The sequence below is a fragment of the Microbacterium sp. W4I20 genome, from assembly GCF_030816505.1.
GTDB lineage: Bacteria > Actinomycetota > Actinomycetes > Actinomycetales > Microbacteriaceae > Microbacterium.
In genome coordinates this window covers 3222844-3241814 of the sequence record NZ_JAUSYB010000001.1, presented here as the reverse complement: position 1 = coordinate 3241814, position 18971 = coordinate 3222844, and the positions used below count along the sequence as shown (strand labels likewise).

General features: G+C 69.8%; 16 protein-coding genes. 5 read left to right on the top strand and 11 right to left on the bottom strand.

Features of this window, described 5'->3' with window-relative positions; translation table 11 throughout:
• Nucleotides 1-42 precede the first annotated feature (42 nt).
• Nucleotides 43-1062, top strand: coding sequence for a LacI family DNA-binding transcriptional regulator (locus tag QFZ21_RS15735; protein ID WP_307379410.1), 1020 nt, complete (start codon nucleotides 43-45; stop codon nucleotides 1060-1062).
• Here the strand turns inward: QFZ21_RS15735 and QFZ21_RS15730 are convergent, their stop codons facing one another.
• The 3 genes from QFZ21_RS15730 to QFZ21_RS15720 all read right to left on the bottom strand — a co-directional run bounded on the left by QFZ21_RS15730 (nucleotide 1063) and on the right by QFZ21_RS15720 (nucleotide 7495).
• On the bottom strand, nucleotides 1063-2247 hold the full coding sequence (locus QFZ21_RS15730) for a hypothetical protein (RefSeq protein ID WP_307379408.1): 1185 nt from the start codon (nucleotides 2245-2247) through the stop codon (nucleotides 1063-1065).
• 65 nt (nucleotides 2248-2312) lie between these two features.
• Entirely contained in the window at nucleotides 2313-5027 is a 2715-nt protein-coding gene (locus QFZ21_RS15725; protein WP_307379406.1) for an alpha/beta hydrolase-fold protein, read from the bottom strand.
• A 293-nt stretch (nucleotides 5028-5320) separates the two neighbouring features.
• Entirely contained in the window at nucleotides 5321-7495 is a 2175-nt protein-coding gene (locus QFZ21_RS15720) for a trypsin-like serine protease (protein ID WP_307379404.1), read from the bottom strand.
• 293 nt (nucleotides 7496-7788) lie between these two features.
• Between QFZ21_RS15720 and QFZ21_RS15715 the strand changes: the two genes are divergently transcribed.
• Nucleotides 7789-8220, top strand: a complete 432-nt coding sequence (locus QFZ21_RS15715) for an META domain-containing protein (RefSeq protein WP_307379403.1) — start codon at nucleotides 7789-7791, stop codon at nucleotides 8218-8220.
• 48 nt (nucleotides 8221-8268) lie between these two features.
• Here the strand turns inward: QFZ21_RS15715 and QFZ21_RS15710 are convergent, their stop codons facing one another.
• From QFZ21_RS15710 to QFZ21_RS15690, 5 genes are all read right to left on the bottom strand, one after another.
• Nucleotides 8269-9459, bottom strand: a complete 1191-nt coding sequence (locus QFZ21_RS15710) for a bifunctional 2-methylcitrate synthase/citrate synthase (RefSeq protein ID WP_307381321.1) — start codon at nucleotides 9457-9459, stop codon at nucleotides 8269-8271.
• A gap of 73 nt (nucleotides 9460-9532) precedes the next feature.
• Nucleotides 9533-10441 carry a methylisocitrate lyase gene (gene prpB / locus QFZ21_RS15705; protein WP_307379400.1) on the bottom strand — a complete coding sequence of 303 codons (909 nt, stop codon included), beginning with the start codon at nucleotides 10439-10441 and terminating at the stop codon, nucleotides 9533-9535.
• On the bottom strand, nucleotides 10441-11967 hold the full coding sequence (locus QFZ21_RS15700) for an MmgE/PrpD family protein (RefSeq protein ID WP_307379396.1): 1527 nt from the start codon (nucleotides 11965-11967) through the stop codon (nucleotides 10441-10443). Before QFZ21_RS15700 ends, prpB begins: the two co-directional genes overlap by 1 nt.
• Nucleotides 11964-12659, bottom strand: coding sequence for a GntR family transcriptional regulator (locus tag QFZ21_RS15695; RefSeq protein ID WP_307379394.1), 696 nt, complete (start codon nucleotides 12657-12659; stop codon nucleotides 11964-11966). The genes QFZ21_RS15700 and QFZ21_RS15695 overlap by 4 nt, the downstream gene beginning before the upstream one ends.
• 88 nt (nucleotides 12660-12747) lie before the next feature.
• On the bottom strand, nucleotides 12748-13740 hold the full coding sequence (locus QFZ21_RS15690) for a DMT family transporter (protein WP_307379390.1): 993 nt from the start codon (nucleotides 13738-13740) through the stop codon (nucleotides 12748-12750).
• Nucleotides 13741-13779: 39 nt separating this feature from the next.
• Between QFZ21_RS15690 and QFZ21_RS15685 the strand changes: the two genes are divergently transcribed.
• The gene (locus QFZ21_RS15685; protein WP_307379386.1) at nucleotides 13780-14316 is read left to right on the top strand and encodes a CGNR zinc finger domain-containing protein; all 537 of its coding nucleotides are present in this window, start codon (nucleotides 13780-13782) and stop codon (nucleotides 14314-14316) included.
• Nucleotides 14317-14350: 34 nt separating this feature from the next.
• Here the strand turns inward: QFZ21_RS15685 and QFZ21_RS15680 are convergent, their stop codons facing one another.
• Genes QFZ21_RS15680 through QFZ21_RS15670 form a run of 3 tightly spaced genes read right to left on the bottom strand, consistent with a single transcriptional unit; the run spans nucleotide 14351 to nucleotide 17160 of the window.
• Nucleotides 14351-14776 carry an RbsD/FucU family protein gene (locus QFZ21_RS15680; protein ID WP_307379382.1) on the bottom strand — a complete coding sequence of 142 codons (426 nt, stop codon included), beginning with the start codon at nucleotides 14774-14776 and terminating at the stop codon, nucleotides 14351-14353.
• A 43-nt stretch (nucleotides 14777-14819) separates the two neighbouring features.
• Nucleotides 14820-15878 (bottom strand): aldo/keto reductase, encoded by a 1059-nt coding sequence (locus tag QFZ21_RS15675; protein ID WP_307379379.1) that lies wholly within the window; start codon nucleotides 15876-15878, stop codon nucleotides 14820-14822.
• A complete protein-coding gene (locus QFZ21_RS15670) occupies nucleotides 15865-17160 on the bottom strand; it encodes an L-fuconate dehydratase (protein WP_307379376.1) in 1296 nt (431 codons plus the stop codon). Before QFZ21_RS15670 ends, QFZ21_RS15675 begins: the two co-directional genes overlap by 14 nt.
• 127 nt (nucleotides 17161-17287) lie before the next feature.
• Between QFZ21_RS15670 and QFZ21_RS15665 the strand changes: the two genes are divergently transcribed.
• Complete coding sequence (locus QFZ21_RS15665) at nucleotides 17288-18148, top strand: fumarylacetoacetate hydrolase family protein (RefSeq protein WP_307379374.1); 861 nt, start codon at nucleotides 17288-17290, stop codon at nucleotides 18146-18148.
• Entirely contained in the window at nucleotides 18145-18942 is a 798-nt protein-coding gene (locus QFZ21_RS15660) for an SDR family NAD(P)-dependent oxidoreductase (protein ID WP_307379370.1), read from the top strand. The genes QFZ21_RS15665 and QFZ21_RS15660 overlap by 4 nt, the downstream gene beginning before the upstream one ends.
• Nucleotides 18943-18971 lie beyond the last annotated feature (29 nt).

Below are 18971 nucleotides of genomic sequence, written 5' to 3'. Positions count from 1 at the left end.
AGAGGCGGTACTCGGCGATGGGTGGGCGCGATGGGTTCGACGATGCACGACGTCGCGCGCCTCGCAGGCGTGTCGATCAAGACCGTGTCGAACGTCATCAACGACTTCCCGCACGTGCGCCCCGACACCAGGGAGCGGGTGCAGGCCGCGATCGACGAGCTCGACTACCGGCCCAACCTCTCCGCGCGCGGCCTCCGCTCCGGGCGCACCGGGGTCATCGGGCTCGCGGTTCCGGCGCTGCGCGAGAACTACTTCGCCGAGCTCGCCGACGCGGTCATCCGCGCCGCGGACCTGCGCGGACTCGGCGTCGTGGTCGAGCAGACCAGCGGCGAGCGCACGCGCGAGCTGCAGGCCGTGACCGGCGGACGGCTCCGCCTCACCGACGGCCTGGTCTTCAGCCCCTCCGCGCTCGGGCAGAGCGATGCGGGAGCACTCGACACCGACTTCCCGATCGTGCTCCTCGGCGAGCGCATCTTCAACGGCCCCACCGACCACGTCGCGATGCACAACACCTCCTCCGCGAAGGCGGCCGTCGAACACCTCATCGACACCGGGCGCCGGCGCATCGCGATCATCGGCGCCGAGGAGCACCGCGGCGCCGAGGTCAGCTCGGCCAGCCTGCGCCTCGACGGCTACCTGCAGGCTCTCGACCAGGCGGACATCCCCGTCGACCCCGCGCTGATCCGCCCCAGCATCCACTGGAATCATGCGGCCGGGGCCGAGACGACACGTGCGCTGATCGACGAGAAGGTCGAGTTCGACGCCGTCTTCGCGCTCAACGACACGATGGGGCTCGGTGCTCTCCGTGCACTCGGCGAGGCCGGCATGCGCGTGCCGGAGGACGTCGGCGTCGTCGGCTTCGACAACACCGACGAGGCGCACTTCTCCGTCCCCTCGCTCTCGAGCGTCGATGTCGGCCGCGAGCAGATCGCCGCAGCGGCCGTCGACCTCCTCATCGAACGCATCGAGGAGAAGGACACCCGGCGCCCGCCGCGCACGATCACGCCCGACTTCCGCATCGTGCGCCGCGAGTCGACCGGGTTCCCGGGCGCCCGTCGCTGATCAGGGCGTCGCCACGGGTTCCTTCTCGACACCCTCTTTCTGCTCGGCATCGTCTTCCTGCTCGGCACGAGCGGATGCCACAGCCTCGTCGATCCGCGCCTGCAATCGGGCCTTGCCGCGCGTGCGGGCCCGTCGGACAGCGAAGAAGAGGAGCACGGCCGCGGCGATCAGCGCGAGCTGCGACCACGGGATGGTCCACACCGTGAAGCCGACGGATGCCGCATCCAGCGCGCTCTCGATCTCGTCGTCGCCGACCGCCGAGGGCAGCACGTCGGCCGTTCCCTGCGCGACCAACAGCGGCCAGACCGGCAGCGTCACCTCGGCGACGGACGCCTGCCCCGGCAGGATCTCCCGCAGCTCGCCGGCGGACCGATCAGCGGCCAGGAGCCCGAACGGCCCGGCGACGCCGACGTTCGCCGCAGCACCGAGACGCACGTTGCCGGTGTTCGTCACGTCGTACCGCACGGTGAGCGTGCCGGGGGCGAACGGATTCCAGGAGGGCTCGTAGCTCGCCTGCACCGCTTCGGGACGGATGCCGGCGACGATGTCGCCGGAGACGCGGAGGTGTAGGCGCACGCCGACGCGCGAGGCGATCTGCACCTCGGTGGCGGCATCCGGCACCAGCTCGGCGACGATGCCGGCGGGATGATCGCCCGGCGTCGCGTCGGAGGGGACGGCGATGCTCACCGGGATCACGACGGCCGCACCCGCGGCGACCTTCACGGCGAATCCGCCGTCATCGCGCGGTGCCGAGCCCTCGACGGCGCCGAGCGACACCCAGGCGCCTCCGTCGCGGGGCTCCTCGCCGGCCGGGATCAGGTCGAAGCTGCCGTCGCCGGTGACGGTGCCGTCGCTGGCGTACACGGCGAACGTCGCCGGCTCCGCGCTGAAGTTCGTGAGGACGAGGCTCTCGTCGATGGACGCGCCGGGGTCGACGCGGTGTCGCAATGAGACCCGGCCGTCCGGCGCACCCTTGCCGGCCGGTTGCAGGGCCCAGGTGACACCTGCCGGGGCGGGGTCGTCGCCGTCGGTGTCGGCGGGCACGGTGTCGGCGGGCACGGTCGCGGCGGGGCGCACGCCGGTCGGTGTCTGCCAGGAGTCGGCGCCCGCGGCGACGGGCTGGCCGAGCACGACGACAGCCGCCAGCGCGATGGCGCCGACGGCGGTGAGAGGACGGGGGATCATGACGCTCCTTGCCGTCGTGCGGCCGGCCGGGGTGACCGGCCGGCCGCACGGGTGAGGGCTCTCGGTCAGTCGACCGGGAACAGGGAGATGGACAGGACGCTGGAGTACGAGCCGGGCTGAGTGTCGACCGGCACCTCCAGCCGCAGACCGGCACCGAGCTTCGCGGAACCGAATCGACCGGCCGAGTTGGCGGTCGCCAACTCACCGGATGTAGCGAGGCCGAGGCCTCCGTCCAGTGCGGTGGCCAGTGCCTCACCGGCGGCGAGACCTGCCCGCGGTGTGAGCACCTTCGGCGTCCAGCCCAGGTGGTCGGCCTCGATCGACTGACCGGCCGACGTGAAGGACTGCGCCTGCGCGGCGACGGTCCATCCGCCGAGCCCGGCCTGCTGCGCGGTCCGGGAATCGGTCACGGCGACCTCCGGCAGCTCGCCGGTGAACCGCAGGCGGTCACCGAGGTTCTGCGGAGCCGACAGGGCGATCCCTTCGCCGTATTCGGCGACGCTCATCGCGAGCACGCCGTTCTCGCCCTCCGCGATCGAGGCCTGCACCGGGATGCCCGAGGCGGTCTCGGCCGCGAACAGCTTCGGCACGAAGTCGATCAGCGCCTTCTGCCAGACGTCCCAGCTGTGCGGGCCGGGGATCGGCGCGTGGAACTCGTGGTTGATGCCACGACTCTCCAGCGCGCTGACCAGACCCATGGTGTTCTGGTAGGTGAAGTCCTGGATGTCACCGGTGTAGATGGCGAGGAGCTTCGTGCCGGCGTTGATCGCCTCGACGTCGGCGTTCGCCGGTGGATTCGAGAATGCCGAGAACGCACCGATGTAGCCGAACTGCCCGGGGTGGGCGTAGAGCGTGCTGAGCGCATGCCCCGAACCCATCGAGAGACCGGCGAGGGCACGCTGCCCCGGGTCGGAGCTGACGTTGTACGCCGCCTCCGTCGCGGGAACGAGCTTCTGCAGGATCTCCTTCGGGTAGTCGACGCCGTTGCCGTTGGCCATCACGACCACCATCGGGCGGATCGTGCCGTTGGCGTAGTGGTTGTCGAGGATCTGGGCGGCTCGGCCGACCTTGATCCAGTCGCTCCACGTCTGCCCGCCGCCGTGCTGGAGGAAGAACACCGGGTACGGCTCCTCGCGCTCGGGGTCGTAGCCCGGAGGCGTCCACACGTACGCCGAACGGTCCGCGCCACCCGCGAGGCTGGAGTACGACATGGTCTCGACCGCTCCGCGCTTGTCCGGGGCGACGTCGCCCGTGAACTGTCCGCGGATGCCGTCTCCGGCGACGAAGAACGTGCTCCAGTTGGGTTCGGAGTCCGTCGAGGTGGGGTTGCCGGCATCCTTCTTGTCGACGCGGTCCACGATGAACTTGTAGTAGTACGAGCCGCCCTCGATGGGTCCGAGCGTGAGCCGCCAGCGATCGCCGACCTTCTCCATCGGGATGCGGAGCCATCCGCCCGCGGGTGCCCAGTTCGCCCAGATCGTGACGTTCTTGGCGGCACTGAACTCGGTGCCCGTCTCGAAGGTCACGATGCCGTGCTCGTCCACCCAGGGTGTGGGCGTCGTGCCGGTCGGCGGGAGCGAGTGCGCACCGTCGAGAGCACGGTGACCCTCGCTCATGCCGTGGCCGTCGACATCGTGGAACAGGCGCGAGGCGAAGTCGTGCAGCCCCTCCTGCCAGTTCTCCCAGATGTCGCCGTACGCGGGGTTGACGCCGTCGAACTCGTACTCGACGCCCGCGGCATCCAGCTTCGCGGTCAGTGCCACGTTCTGGTTGTAGGAGCGGTCGGTGGTGTTGCCGACGTAGAGGCGCACCAGGTCGGTGCCCTCATTGATCTGCGCCGCCTTGGCCGCGCTGATGCTGCTCACGAGGCTGCCCGAGAACGAGCCGACCTTCGAGAACGCGCCCGGATCGGTGACCATGAGGTTGAGCGCCTGCGAGGCGCCGCGTCCGATTCCGGCGATGGCCTGCGAGGCCGGATCCGCCGAGACGTGGAACTCCTCCTGCGCTGCGGGGAGGAGGTCGTCGAGGATCTCGGAGCGCACATCGGTCGAGTTGCCGTCGGCCATGACGACGACCATCGGCTCGATGTCGCCCTCGACCGCGAGGTTGTCGAGGATCTGGGCGGCGCGTCCGAGCTCCGTCCATTCGGTGTGAGCCTGACCGCTGTCCTGCAGCAGGTACAGGACCGGATACTCCTCGGCCCGGTTCGGGTCGTAGCTCGGCGGCGTCCAGACCTGGGCGGTGCTCTCGGCGCCGGCGGCGGAGCTGTCGTACGTCAGCGTCTGCAGCTCGCCGCCCGCCGGGACGTCGGCCTGCCAGGCCGCGGACTCGCCGTCGATGAAGAACGTGCTGTACGAGGGCTGCGCCGTCACGGCCTGCTCCGTCGCCGGGTTGCGGAACGTGACGAGCTGTTCGGTGCCGGCGATGGTCGCCTTGTACTGGAAGTAGTACTGGCCCGGCTCGAGCGGGCCGATCGTGGCCGTCCACGAGCCTCCGCTGAGGCCGAGGTTGAGCTGCGCCCAGGTGTTGCCGGGGCCGAAGTTGCCCTCGACCGCCAGCGACGCCGGCGCGCTGCCGACCTCCGATCGCACCACCGAGTCCGGCACCGTGAAGCGGTAAAGACCGTCGGCGGGCTGGGAGATCCACGGGTCGGCCGGGGCCTCCGCGGCGGCGGCAGGCTGCGCCGCGAGGAGCGAACCGACCCCCACGGCTGTGACCGCCATCAGCGCCACCCAGCGGCTTCCGCCGCTGCGGGTCGACGCACTCTTGCGAGTTCTCATCACCTTTGATTCCTCTCGTGTCGTCCGCGTGCAGGACTGCCGCGGATGGGACGGGGGTCGCTGCGAGCCCCGCCCTCCGCAGTCACGACGACGTCGCGAGAAGAGCAATATTTACAACGTCGTAATGCTGCTGCCTGTCAGCATGTCGCTCCGATATAACGGTGTCAAGGCTTTTTTACGACGTTGTAAATCTCGATGCGGCAAGCAGGGGCTGCGCAGGCACGACGAAGCCCCGATACCGAGGTACCGGGGCTCCGTGCGATCAGACTGCGCTCAGGCGCTGATCAGGGGTGTCAGGCCTCGATCGTGCGACGACGACGGGCCATGAGCAGCAGACCACCCGACAGCAGCGCGAGCGCCACGGCCGATGCGGTGAGCGGAACCATGGTGTCGACGCCGGTCGCGGCGAGGTTGCCGTCGTCACCGGGGGTCACAGCGCCTCCGCCGCCACCGCCCGTACCGGGTGCGGCGAGCACCGCGAACGTCACGGTGGTCGGAGCCGACGAGACACCGCCGACGCTCTGTGACACGGCGATCGAGTACGAACCGGTCGGGAGCGGTGCACCGAAGGACACGCTCCACTTGCCACCGGTGACGGTCGCCGTGTAGATGCCGGATGCCGCAGCGAACGAGCTCGCTTTCGCCGACGTCGCCTTGGCGCCGTTGACGTTCACGGTCACGGTCGCGCCCTCGATGCCGGTACCGGACAGGGTCGCGGGACCTTCATCGTGGGGGAACGACGAGCCGCTGCCGAGAGACGTCACGCCCGGAGCGACCGGCACGACCGAGAAGGCCGAGGTGGCCGCCGGCGAGACCTCGCCGGCACGGCTCTGCGTGACGACGACCTTGTGATCGCCGTATCCCAGGGTGAGCCCGCTGATCGTCCAGCTGCCCGTGCCGTTGACCGTGGTGGTGCCGAGCTCGGCGCCCTCACCGTCGACGACCGTGATGTCGGCGGTCGGGAGACCCGTGCCGCTGATCGACGTGACCGCCGAGGTGACCGTCGAGCCGTTCTTCGGCGAGGTGATCACCGGTGCGACGAGCGGAGCGGGCTTCACGGTCACGCTGATGACGGTGGTGCCCGAGCTGCTCAGTCCGTTCACCGAGGTGATCGAGATCGACTGCGTGCCGAGCGCGACGGGACCGGCGAACGAGAACTTCCCGCCCGAGACGGCGACCGTCTGGGCGCCGGCGCCCTGGTCGACGGTGACGGACTTCGCGCCGGGGGCAGAACCGGTGATGGTCTGTCCGGGCGTGACGTCGGCACCGGGGGCCGGGCTCGAGACGGTCGGAGCGGCGAGGTCGAGTGCGACCTCGTAGCCACCGGTCTTCGGCAGCGCGTTCACGAGCGACGTCGCCCAGGTCCACTGCGGAACGCCGGGAGCGGCCTCGATGCCACCGCTGATGAGGCCGACGGCCGTGTTGCCCTGGATGACGGATCCGCCGGAGTCTCCGGGGCCTGCCTTCGTGTTGCTCGAGAAGCCCTGGACCCAGCGGTCCTCGATCTTGGCCCAGCCGTTGAGGACGTGGTTGCCGTTGATCGAACCGGTCGTGAAGCCGGTCGTGCGACCGCTCTTCGAGACGCTGCCGGCCTTCGGGGCTCCGACGGCCTTGATGGCGACGGTCTTGCCCGCGAGCGAGTCGAGTGCTGCACCGGCCGTGGTCCAGTCGGTCACGGCAGGAAGCGGGGTGAATCCGGCCTCGAGGTCGATGACCGAGATGTCGGTGGCGTTCTTGTCACCGTTCGATCCCGCAGTGTTGTTGACGCCGCCGAACTGGGCGAAGCCGAAGCGGCCGAGCAGCTCGGGGTTCGCGGGAACCGCACCGTCGCCGCCCACAGCCGGCTCCTCGCCGGGGATGCTCAGCGTCGTGTTCTGAAGCTTGGTGGTGCCGTTGAACGCGCAGTGTCCGGCGCTGATGAGCGCGGGGCTGCGGTCCGGGGCCCAGGCGGCGAAGCCGACCGAGCAGGCCCAGGCCTGTCCCCCGGCGGCCACGCTGAGGTAACCCTGTCCGCCGACGACGTCGCCCTCGGCGAACGTGGTCGGAGCGCTGTCGACGGTGACGACGGCGGCGCCGTCGATCCCGGCAGCGTCGGTGAAGGCCTCGATCGCGGCCTCGTCGCCCGCGCTCTCCTCGGTCACGACGACGACGTCGTCGCCGGCCGCGTTGGTACCGAAGGCGACGATCTCGACGCCGCTCTTCGCTGCCTCATCCGCGGCTTCGACGGCCTCGGCGGGAGGAGCGTCCTCGACGGGAGTCTCTTCGGCCGGGGCGTCTTCTGCCGGGGCCTCCTCGACGGGCGCCTCCGTCTCGGGTGCTGCGGTCTCGGGTGCTGCGGTCTCGGACGCGACCGGAGTCTCTGCGGCATCCTCGGCGTACGCCGGGGTGGCGACGAAGAGTCCCCCCAGGGCGATCGTGGCGGCGGCGGTCAACGCGAGTGCGCGCCTGCCTGTACCTCTGTGCTTCATGTGATGTATGTCCCTTGCTGGTCACGGATGTCGTTCACTGTGGACTGTGGGCAGGCGCCGAAGCTCCTGACCGGTCTGCGCCCCGGTCGGGGCGCCTAGTGCGACACTGTTCCCCCGAGCAGCAGAGACCCCCGCTGCCGTAGCCGGGGATCACCGATATATTACTCAGCGAACACACAGAAATGCACGCGCGTTCATCCGGAATTCACGGATTCGGAACAAAGTGTGCGCGCTTTGTTCCATCGAGTGGAGCAAATCGGGGGATGTGATCGCTGCGGGCTAGCATGGCCCACATGAGCCGAAACCTCGCACGAACTCTGATCGGCGTCACCGTGCTGGGTCTCCTCGCGGTGGTCGGCACCGCCTGCGCCTCCGATGGCGACGTGGCAGCGCCCACCTCGACTCCGACCGACACATCCGGGGGCGGCGATGGCCTCTCCGCCGACATCGTCGGACTGTGGGGAGAGGATGCCGCGGGCACGCCTCACCTCGAGTTCACCTCCGACGGCGAGGTACGCGGCAGCGACGGATGCAACGGCATCTTCACCACGTACACCGTCGAGGACGGCCGCCTCGAGCTGGCGCAGTACGTCTCGGCCCTCAAGGCCTGCCCGGGGGTCGACAGCTGGCTGCGCGGCGTGCGGGCCGCCGAGCTCGACGGCGACGTGCTCATCGCCCTCGATGCCACCGGTGCACGCCTCGGCGAGCTCTCCCGGGCGAACTGACCCCCGCGATCACTCCCGCCGGATCGGCGGGAGCGATCGTCAGCGGACTCAGCCCGCGGCTTCCTCCGGGCGCTCGAGCACCTCGATCGCCGCGGTGTCGGGCTCGTACTCCTCGATGTGCCGCTCGTCGGGTCCGTTGTAAGCCGACAGCGGACGGATCAGCGCGTTCGACGCCTGCTGCTCGATGATGTGGGCCGTCCAGCCGGTGATGCGGGCGGCGACGAACAGCGGCGTGAACGTCAGCGTGTCGAACCCGATCAGGTTGTACGCCGGGCCCGACGGGTAGTCGAGGTTCGGGTAGATGCCCTTGCGATCGACGAACTCGCTCTCGAGCTTCTCGTACAGCTCGCCGACGGCCGGCTTGTCGAAGTGCTCGACGAGCGAGTCGAGCGCGACCTTCATGGTCGGCACCCGCGAATCACCGCGCTTGTACACGCGGTGGCCGAAGCCCATGATCTTCCGCTTCTCGGCGAGCGCTTTGTCGAGCCAGGCCTCGACCTGATCGGCTGAGCCGATCTCGTCGAAGATGTGCATGACGGCCTCGTTCGCTCCACCATGCAGCGGGCCCTTGAGGGCGCCGATGGCTCCGACCACGGCCGAATACAGGTCGCTGAGCGTCGAGGTGATCACGCGGGCCGTGAACGTCGACGCGTTGAACGAGTGCTCGGCGTACAGGATCATCGAGCGGTTGAAGGCGTCGACCACGGCGGCATCCGGCTCTTCACCGAAGGTGAGCCAGAGGAAGTTCGCGGCGTAATCGAGGTCGTCGCGCGGTTCGATGAGCGCGAGCCCCCGACGGCGACGCTGGCCGTAGGCCACGATCGCCGGGAGCGCGGCGAACAGGGTGAGGCTGCGCTCGAGGTTCTCCTCCGGCGTGCCGACGGCATCCAGCACGTTCGCGATGCCGGCGGTCTCGATCGAGCCGATCACGCTCACGGCCGTGCGCACCTCGTCCATGGGGTGCGAGTCGAGCGGCAGCCGATCGATGGCGTCCTTCACCACGGGCGACAGGGCGCGATGCTTCCGCTCGGTCAGCCGGAACGCCGCAAGCTCCTCGGCCGTGGGCAGCTCGCCGTTCCAGAGCAGGTAGGCCACGGCCTCGAAGGGCTGGGTCGCGGCCAGCTCCTGCACGGGGTATCCGCGATAGAGCAGGCTGTTCGTCTCGGGGTTGACCTTCGAGATCGCGGTCGTGTCGACGTAGACGCCCGCAAGGCCCTTCTTGATGTCCGGATCGGTCATGGTCACTCCTTCGTACTTCGACTCGTCGCTTCGCTCCTTGCTCAGCAACCAGTCGGATGTCGCATCGCTGCGCTCAGCGAGCGGGGTGGTCAAGTGTGAAGTTGAAGACGCCGGAGTCGAAGTGGTTGTAGGACTCGTAGTCGATGAGGTCGTAGAGATCGGCGCGGTGCTGCATCTCGCCGAGCTTCGAGGTCAGGTGCCCCTCGTCGTTCAGAGTATCCAGTGCACGGCCTGCGGCCCCCATCGAGATGCGCAACAGCGACACCGGCCAGATGACCATGTTCACTCCGGCGTCCCGGAGTTGGTCCGTGGAGAACAGCTCGCTCTTCCCGAACTCGGTCATGTTCGCGAGGATCGGCACGTCCAGCGCGCTCGCCATCGCCTCGAACTCGTCGAGCGTGCGCATGGCCTCGGGGAACACGGCATCCGCCCCGGCGTCCACGAGCGCTTTGGCCCGATCGATCGATGCGTTCAGTCCCTCGACCGCGCGGATGTCGGTGCGCGCCATGATGAGGAAGTTCTCGTCGCGGCGGGCGTCGGCGGCGGCACGGATCCGCTTGATCGCCGTGCTCTCGTCGACGACGCTCTTGCCGTCGAGGTGTCCGCAGCGCTTCGGATTGATCTGGTCCTCGATGTGGGCGCCCGCGAGTCCGGCATCCTCCAGCTCCTGGATCGTGCGGGCCACGTTCATCGGCTCGCCGAATCCGGTGTCGGCGTCGACGATCGCGGGGAGGTCGGTCATCCGAGCGATCTGCTTCGCGCGGCCGGCCACCTCGGTGAGGGTCGTGAGTCCGATGTCGGGCAGGCCGAGGTCGGCGGCCAGCACGGCGCCCGAGATGTAGACGCCGTCGAAGCCCTTCTGCTCGATGAGCCGGGCGCTCAGCGGGTTGAAGGCGCCGGGGAAGCGCAGCAGCTCGCCGCTCGCCAGCCGCTCGCGGAACAGCCGGCGCTTCTCGGCCGGGGTGACGGTGGAGTACAGCATCAGAACAGCCCCTTCGGCGCGTCAGCGCCCTCGAGCAGCGCGGGCTTCGCGACGATCGAGAGCTCGGCGACCTCGGCGGCCGTCAGCTCGGGCAGGCGCTGTACGAGCGCCAGGAAGCGCTCGATCTCGGCCGGCTCGAGCACCGGCTCGGCCAGCAGGCGGAACTTCGCGATGTAGTTCTCGCGGGCGAACGGCCGGGCGCCGAGCGGATGCGCGTCGGCGACGGCGATCTCGTCGACCACGGTCGTGCCGTCGGTCAGCAGGAACTCCACACGACCGCCGAACGCCTTCACGTCGGGGTCTTCGGAGTGGTAGCGGCGCGTCCACTCGGCATCCTCGGCGGTGGTGATCTTGTGCCACAGCGCGACGGTGTCGGCCCGGCCCGCCCGCGACGGGGCGTAGGAGTCGACGTGGTGCCAGCCGCCGTCCTGCAGGGCCACGGCGAAGATGTAGGGGATCGAGTGGTCGAGCGTCTCGCGGGATGCCGTCGGGTCGTACTTCTGCGGGTCGTTGGCGCCCGAGCCGATCACGTAGTGCGTGTGGTGGCTGGTGTGCAGCACGACCTGTGCGATGTTCGCCGGGTCGCGGAGGGCCGGGTTCTCGGTGCCGAGCTTGCGGGCCAGGTCGATCCAGGCCTGCGCCTGGTACTCGGCCGAGTGCTCCTTCGTGTACGAGTCGAGGATCGCGCGCTTCGGCTCGCCCGCCGCGGGCAGCGGCACCTCGTAGGCGGCATCCTTCCCGTCGAGCATCCAGGCGATCACGCCGTCTTCGCCCTCGTAGATCGGGGCGGGGCTGGTCTGTCCGCGCATCGCGCGGTCGACCGCCTCGACGGCCATCTTGCCCGCGAAGGCCGGGGCGTGCGCCTTCCAGGTCGAGATCTCGCCCTTGCGGCTCTGCCGGGTCGCGGTCGTGGTGTGCAGGCCCTGACCGACGGCCTGATAGATCGTCTCGACGTCGAGGCCGAGGAGCGTGCCGATGCCGGCGGCGGCCGACGGGCCGAGGTGCGCGACGTGGTCGATCTTGTGCTTGTGCAGGCAGATCGCGCGCACCAGGTCCATCTGGATCTCGTAACCGGTCGCGATGCCGCGCACGAGCGCCCGGCCGTCGGCGCCGACGTGCTGCGCGACCGCGAGGATCGGCGGGATGTTGTCACCGGGGTGCGAATACTCCGCCGCGAGGAAGGTGTCGTGGTAGTCGAGCTCGCGCACGGCCACGCCGTTCGCCCAGGCCGCCCACTCCGGGCTGGTGCGCTGGTCGAGGGCTGCGCCGAACAGGTTCGCGCCGGCGCCGCCGGTCGAGACGGGGTGGCTGAAGGCCTGCGCGCGGGCCGCGTTGATCGGCGCGCGGGTGAGGGATGCCGCGGCGACCGACGCGTTGTCGATGATGCGGTTGATGATCATGTCGACGACGTCCTGCTCGACCTCGACGGGGTCGGCGGCGACCTCGGCGATCTTCCAGGCGAGCTGGTCTTCCCGGGCGAGGTTCTCGTCGCTGCGGTGGACGCGGACGTGGTGGGTGACGGTCATGAGACTCTTTCGGTCGTTGAGCGAGCGGAGCGAGACGAAACGCGTTCAGGCAGCGAATCGAGGATGCCGGTGAGCGCGTTGTGCAGGTGCACGTGCGTGGCGTGTGCGGCGAGGTCGCCGTCGCGGGCGGCGAGCGCCTGCGCGATGGTGCGGTGCTCGGAGGCGGATGCCGCGAGTCGCGCCGGGTTGTCGCGGGCCATCCGGCGCACCCGCACGAGGTGGGTGCGCACGGTGCGGAGAGCCGAGGCGATGTAGTCGTTGGCGACAGCGGCATCCAGCGCCGTATCGAAGCGGGCGATGAGGGCGTAGTAGGCATCGCGTCCCGCGGTGCCGGCGAGGTCGACGTGTGCGAACTCCTCGGCGAGCGCGGCGAAGAGCGTGGCGTCGCCGCGGGCGGCGGCGAGGCGGGCGGAGGTCTCCTCCAGCGCGCGGCGGATCTCGAACAGCGACCGGATGTCATCCGCATCCAGGTCGGCGACGACGGTGATCCGGGGCGACTGCTGCACCACGAGGCCGTCGGCGATGAGGCGGCGCAGCGCTTCGCGCATCGGGGTGCGGCTGACGCCGAGGCGCGCGGCCTGGTCGACCTCGCCGAGCACCGTGCCGGCCTCGAGCGCGCCGGACTGGATTCCCTCGAGAAGTTCCGCATAGGCGCGATCGCTCGCGGACGTGCGCTCGACGGAGAGGGTCATCCCCTCAGTGTATACACAGAACGCTGGCTAGGGTGCTACAGGCGCGATATATCCGTCATGCGTATACATTCGACAGGGGAAAGAGCACTCAGTGCGGATCCGCGGGCTCCGGCAGGGGCTCGACGAACTCGATCTCGGCGGGTGCGGGAGCCGGCTCGCCGAGCTTCACGACGATCACTCCGGCCAGCACGAGCGCGCCGCCGAGCATCTGCAGCGGACCGGGCACCTGCCCGAGCAGGAGCCATCCGAAGAGCAGAGCGGCCACGACCTCGGCGAGCGCGACGAACGACGCGAGCCGCGATCCCAGCATCCGTGTCGAGGCGATGCCGAGGAAGTACGCGACCGCGGTCGCGAGCACGCCCATCGCGAGCACCGGCACGAACCACGGGACTGTGCCGAAGCGGTAGGCGATGTCGTCGGTCGTCCACGCGAGAGGGACGATGCCGACGGCTCCGGCGACCGTCAGCCCGAGCGCCCCCAGCAGCAGACCGCTCCCGGCGAGCGCGAGCGGTGGCAGCCCGGTGTCGGCGCGAGCCGAGAGCACGAAGTACGTCGCCGCCCCGACCATCGCGCCGAGCGCCCAGAGGATGCCGGCGCCGTTCACGGTCGCTCCGGTGAGGATGTCGAGCATGAGCACGAGCCCTGCGAACGCGATCACCGCGCCGAGGATGCTGCGCCTGCTCGGACGTTCGCCGCGACGGATCCAGAGCCAGAGCACCACGGCGACCGGGGCCGTGTACTCGATGAGGAGCGCGATGCCGACGTCCATCACGGCGACGGCCTGGAAGTAGAAGAGCTGCGTGGCCGTGACGGCGAGCAGTCCGTACGCGGCGATCATGCCGGCGTTCCGCCGCAGCAGACCCCACCGTCCGCGCAGCGAGAGGATCGTCGGGATCAGCAGCACGAGGGCCGCGACCCAGATGCGCGCGGTCACGGCTGCCCCGGGCGTCCATCCCGCGTCGATGAGCCCGCGCGCCCAGCCGCCCGACATGCCGAACGCGAAGGCGGCGCCGATCGCGAGCGGCAACCCGACGCGGACATTGTGCGCGGCGAGGGCTGCGTCATTTGCCACGGTGCTCATGGGATGTGACGCTACTCGCGCCGGATGTAAGATGTCAACATGATCTTCACGGATGACACGGAGGAAGCACTGCGATCGGCGGTCTGGCTCGTGAACTCCGCCGAAGCCCCGGAGACCCTGGCCGATCTCGACGACTACGCCCGCTTCCTCGCTGAGTTCCCGTACACCGGACGCCTCGACCGCGACGAGGCGGAGCTGGCCTCCCTCCGGGCTCTGCGTCCACGGCTCCGCGCGATGCTGCTCGCCTCACGCGACGACATGGTCACGCGGGTGAACGGTGCGCTCGATGAGAGCACCCTGACCCCGCATCTCGTCCGTCACGACGAGACCGACTGGCATCTGCACGCCGTCGCCGACGACAACCCGCTCGCCGAGCGCGTGCTGATCGAGACCGCGATGGCTCTCATCGACGTCATCCGCACCGACGAGGGCTCCCGCATCACCGTGTGCGACGACGACACCTGCGAGGCGCTCGCCCTCGACCTCTCCCGCAACCGCTCGAAGCGCTACTGCTCGGCGACCTGCGCCAACCGCAACGCCGTCGCCGCGTACCGCGCCCGCCGCGCCGAGGCCTGAGGCGCCACGCCGCGCGCGCTGGCGAACCGCCGACCTACGCCGACGCGTGCCCGACGAGCCCCTTGCGGAGCAGCGCGTTCCCGTACCCCCGGGTCTCCCCCGTACGCACCATGAGGTACGCGCCCTTCGCGGTCTCGTAGAACGCGAAGCGCTCCACGAACCGCGACGTGTCGAGGGCCGTGCCGGCGGCATCCATCAGCTCCTGCTGCACGTCGAGCACCTCGCCGTCGGCGGAGGCCATGAGGTCGATCCCGGGCACGTCGTCGAGCGGCAGCACGGTGCGGATGGCCGCGACGACCTCGGGCGTGGTGGTGCCCGGCAGGTCGATCACCCGCGCGCCGAGCCCCCAGGCCGGGAAGTGCGCGTCGGCGATCACGACCGCGTCGGAGTGGCCCATCCGATCGAGATGCAGCAGCAGCTCGCCGGTCAGCAGCGGGTGGATGCCTTCGAGCACGGTCACTCCTTCGATTCTGTGGTCCCGCGAGAAACGATCGGGAAAGCGGTCAGGCCGGGATGAGGCCGTCGGCCGCGAGGTTCTCCCAGAGCTCCTCGGGGATGCTCAGGGCAGCGTACTCGGCATTCTGCCGCAACTGCGCCGGACGGCTCCCGCCGACGACCACTGAACGCACACCCGTCGCCTGCAACGGGAACTGGATCGCGGCCGCGGGCAGCGGCACCTCGTGGTCAGCGCAGACCGCCGCGATCCGCAGCAGCCGCTCCCACAGCTCATCGGGCAGCTGGCCGTATTCGTAGCGGCCGTCGCGGCGAGGCTCATTCGACGCGAGCAGCCCGGAGTTGAAGACGGATGCCGCGACGATCCCGGTCCCGCGCTCCTGGCAGGCAGGGAGCACGTCGACGGCCGCGGGCTGCTCGAGCAGCGTGTACCGGCCGGCCACCATGACCAGGTCGAGGTCGGCGCCGCGCACGGCTGCAGCGAGAGCATCCGACGTCATGGAGCCGATGCCGATCGCCGTCACCTCGCCGTCGGCCCGCAGCTGCTCCATGGCGGGCAGGGCTTCGGCGAGCGCGAGGTCGAGGTCATGCCGTTCGGGGTCGTGCAGGTACAGCACGTCGATGCGTTCGATGCCGAGGCGCTCGCGCGACTCGTCGAGGCTCGTCCGGATGCCGTCGGCGGAGAAGTCCCACACCCGCTGCAGGTCGTCGGGCACATGGAAGTCGTGCGCCGTGTCGAGGCCGCCGTCGAACGCGAGGTTCGGGCGCAGCAGCCGACCCGACTTGGTCGAGAGCACGTACTCGTCGCGGGGCTTGGTCTGCAGGAAGGCGCCGAGGCGCCGCTCGGACAGCCCGAGGCCGTAGTGCGGGGCGGTGTCGTAGAAGCGGATGCCGCTCTCCCACGCCGCATCCAGCACGGCCCACGCCTCGTCATCGGTCAAGGGACGGAACAGGTTGCCGACGTTCGCGGCACCGTAGCCGAGCGGTGGGACCTCCAGGCGGCTTCCCGCGTCGGCCGACACGCCAGATGTCGGACCGATACCGACCTTCTGTCCGACATCTGGCGTGTCGGCCCCCGTGCTGTGCGACCCGACCTCAGACGCTGACATGCTCACCCCTCCATGTGTACGTCGCGATGGTATCGGGCTTCATCTCCATGCCGGAGCCCGGCGCGGTCGGCGGCATGTACGACCCGCCCTGGATGTCGGTGGGCACGACGAAGTGCTCGTGCAGATGGTCGACGAACTCGATCATCCGCCCTTCGCGGGTGCCGGTCACGGCGACGAAGTCGAACATCGACAGGTGCTGCACGGCCTCGCACAGACCGACGCCGCCGGCATGCGGGCAGACGGGGATGCCGAACTTCGCCGCGAGCAGCAGGTTCGCGATGTTCTCGTTGACGCCGGCCACGCGCACGGCGTCGATCTGCATGACCGAGATGGCCTCCGCCTGCAGGAGCTGCTTGAAGATCACCCGGTTCTGGGCGTGCTCGCCCGTGGCGACGCGGATCGGTGCGATGCCCCGGGCGATCTCGGCGTGCCCGAGCACGTCGTCGGGACTCGTCGGCTCCTCGACCCAGGCGGGATGGAACTCGGCGAGCGCCTGCACCCACTCGATGGCCTCGGACACCTCCCAGCGCTGGTTCGCGTCGATCGCGATCGGGAAGTCCGGACCGCACACCTCGCGCGCCTTGCGGAATCGGCGGATGTCGTCGTCGAGGTCGGCGCCGACCTTGAGCTTGATCTGCGTGAAGCCGGCATCCATGGCCTCTCGGGCGAGACGCTCGAGCTTCTCGTCGGAGTACCCGAGCCAGCCGGGGCTGGTGGTGTACCCGGGGTAGCCGGTGGCGATCAGCTGCTGCTCCCGCTCGGTGCGTCCCGGTTCGGCGGCGCGCAGGATCTCGAGCGCATCGTCACGGGTCAACGCGTTCGAGAGGTAGCGGAAGTCGACCAGGTCGACGAGCTCCTCCGGCGTCATCCGCGCCAGCAGCTGCCACAGCGGGAGTCCGGCGCGCTTGGCCTTGAGGTCCCACAGCGCGTTGATGACGGCACCGATCGCCATATGCATGACGCCCTTCTCGGGACCGAGCCAGCGCAGCTGCGAGTCGCCGATGATCGCGCGGAACGTGCCGCCCATGTCGTCGAGGAGGGGCTCGAGCTCCCGTCCGACGAGGTGCCCGGCGAGCGCGTCGATGCCGGCCACCTGCACGTCGTTGCCGCGCCCGATCGTGAACACGAAGGCGTGCCCCTCGAGGTCGTCCCCGGCATCCGTCCGCACGACGACGTAAGCCGCCGAGTAGTCGGGGTCGGGATTCATGGCGTCGGAGCCGTCGAGGCTCAGCGATGTCGGGAAGCGGATGTCGGTGGTGTCGACGGCGACGATACGGCTCACAGTGTTCCTCTCGAAGCGCGGGATCGTTTTCCTCACGCGGATCACTTGGAGTGTAAACATCCGATGTCTATACTGTCAACGAGACGGGCCGCAGAGAGGCGGCCGCACATGACGGATCAGGAGAATCATGAAGTTCGCGCGGCTCGGCACCCCTGGGACCGAGGTCCCCGTCCTCATCGAGGACGATCGCTATCTCGACCTCCGCTCCGTGACATCCGATGTGAACGGTGATTTCCTCGCCGGTGACTTCGTCGCCCGCGTCACCGCCGCACGCGATGCCGGCGAGCTGCCCGAGCTGGAGGGTGCCGCGGCGCTCCGCATCGGTGCCCCGATCGCCCGGCCTAGCGCGGTGATCTGCGTCGGCATGAACTACGCCGCACACGCCGCCGAATCGGGTTCGGAGCCGCCGACCATCCCGATCATCTTCCTGAAGACGCCGAACACGGTGGTCGGCCCGAACGATACCGTCACGATCCCGCGCGGCAGTGAGAAGACCGACTGGGAGGTCGAGCTCGGCATCGTGATCGGCGCCCGCGCCTCGTACCTCGATTCCCCCGAGGAGTCGATGGCGCACGTGGCCGGGTTCGTGGCCGCCAACGACGTCTCGGAGCGCGACTTCCAGATGGCCGTCTCGGGCGGTCAGTGGTCGAAGGGCAAGATCGCCGCCGGTTTCAACCCCACCGGTCCCTGGCTGGTCACCCCCGACGAGGTCGATCACCGGGCGCTGGGCCTCCGGAGCTTCGTGAACGGCGAGCCGCGGCAGGACTCGAACACCAGCGACATGATCTTCACGGTCGAGCACATCGTGCACCACCTGTCGCAGTACGTGGTGCTCGAGCCGGGCGATCTGATCCTGACCGGCACGCCCCAGGGCGTCGCGCTGTCGGGCAACTACCCCTACCTCGCCGCCGGCGACGTGGTCGAGATCGAGATCGACGGCCTCGGCCGTCAACGACAGGAGTTCGTGGCATGGGAGGCACAGAGATGACCGAGACGACCCCGGTTCCTGAGCGAGCGCAGCGAGACGAAGGGCAGGGACCGCTTCAAGGGCTGGTCGCGATCGTGACCGGCGGAGCATCCGGCATCGGCGCCGCGATCGCGCGGCGTCTGCATACGGACGGCGCGCAGATCGCCGTCCTCGACCGCGACACCTCGGGGGCGGATGCCGCGTTCGCCGCATTCGCCGCCGACGTGTCGGATCGCGCCAGCGTGGATGCCGCCGTCGCCGCGGTCGCCGAGCGGTTCGGCCGAATCGACATCGTCGTCAACAACGCCGGCGTCGGCGCTCAGGGCGACATCACCGCGAACGACGACGACGAGTGGGCTCGCGTGCTCTCCATCAACGTCACCGGCATCGCGCGCGTCACCGGTGCGGCGCTGCCGTGGCTGCGGAAGTCACCGGCCGCCGCGGTCTGCAACACGGCATCCATCGGCTCCACCGTCGGGCTGCAGCAGCGCGCCCTGTACAGCGCCTCCAAGGGCGCGGTCTCCGCTCTGACCCGGGCGATGGCCGCCGATCACCTGCGCGAGGGCATCCGGGTGAACGCCGTCAACCCGGGCACGGCCGACACCCCGTGGGTCGGGCGGCTGCTGGATTCGGCAGCCGACCCCGCCGCCGAGCGCGCCGCGCTCGAGGCGAGGCAGCCGCACGGACGGCTGGTCAAGCCCGAGGAGGTCGCGGCGGCCGTCGCCTACCTCGTCTCGCCGGAGGCCGGTTCCACGACCGGCACCTTCATCGAGGTCGACGGCGGGATGGTGCAGCTGCGCATCCGCCCGGAGTGACGGCCGCGGGCCGGTCGCGAACCCGACCG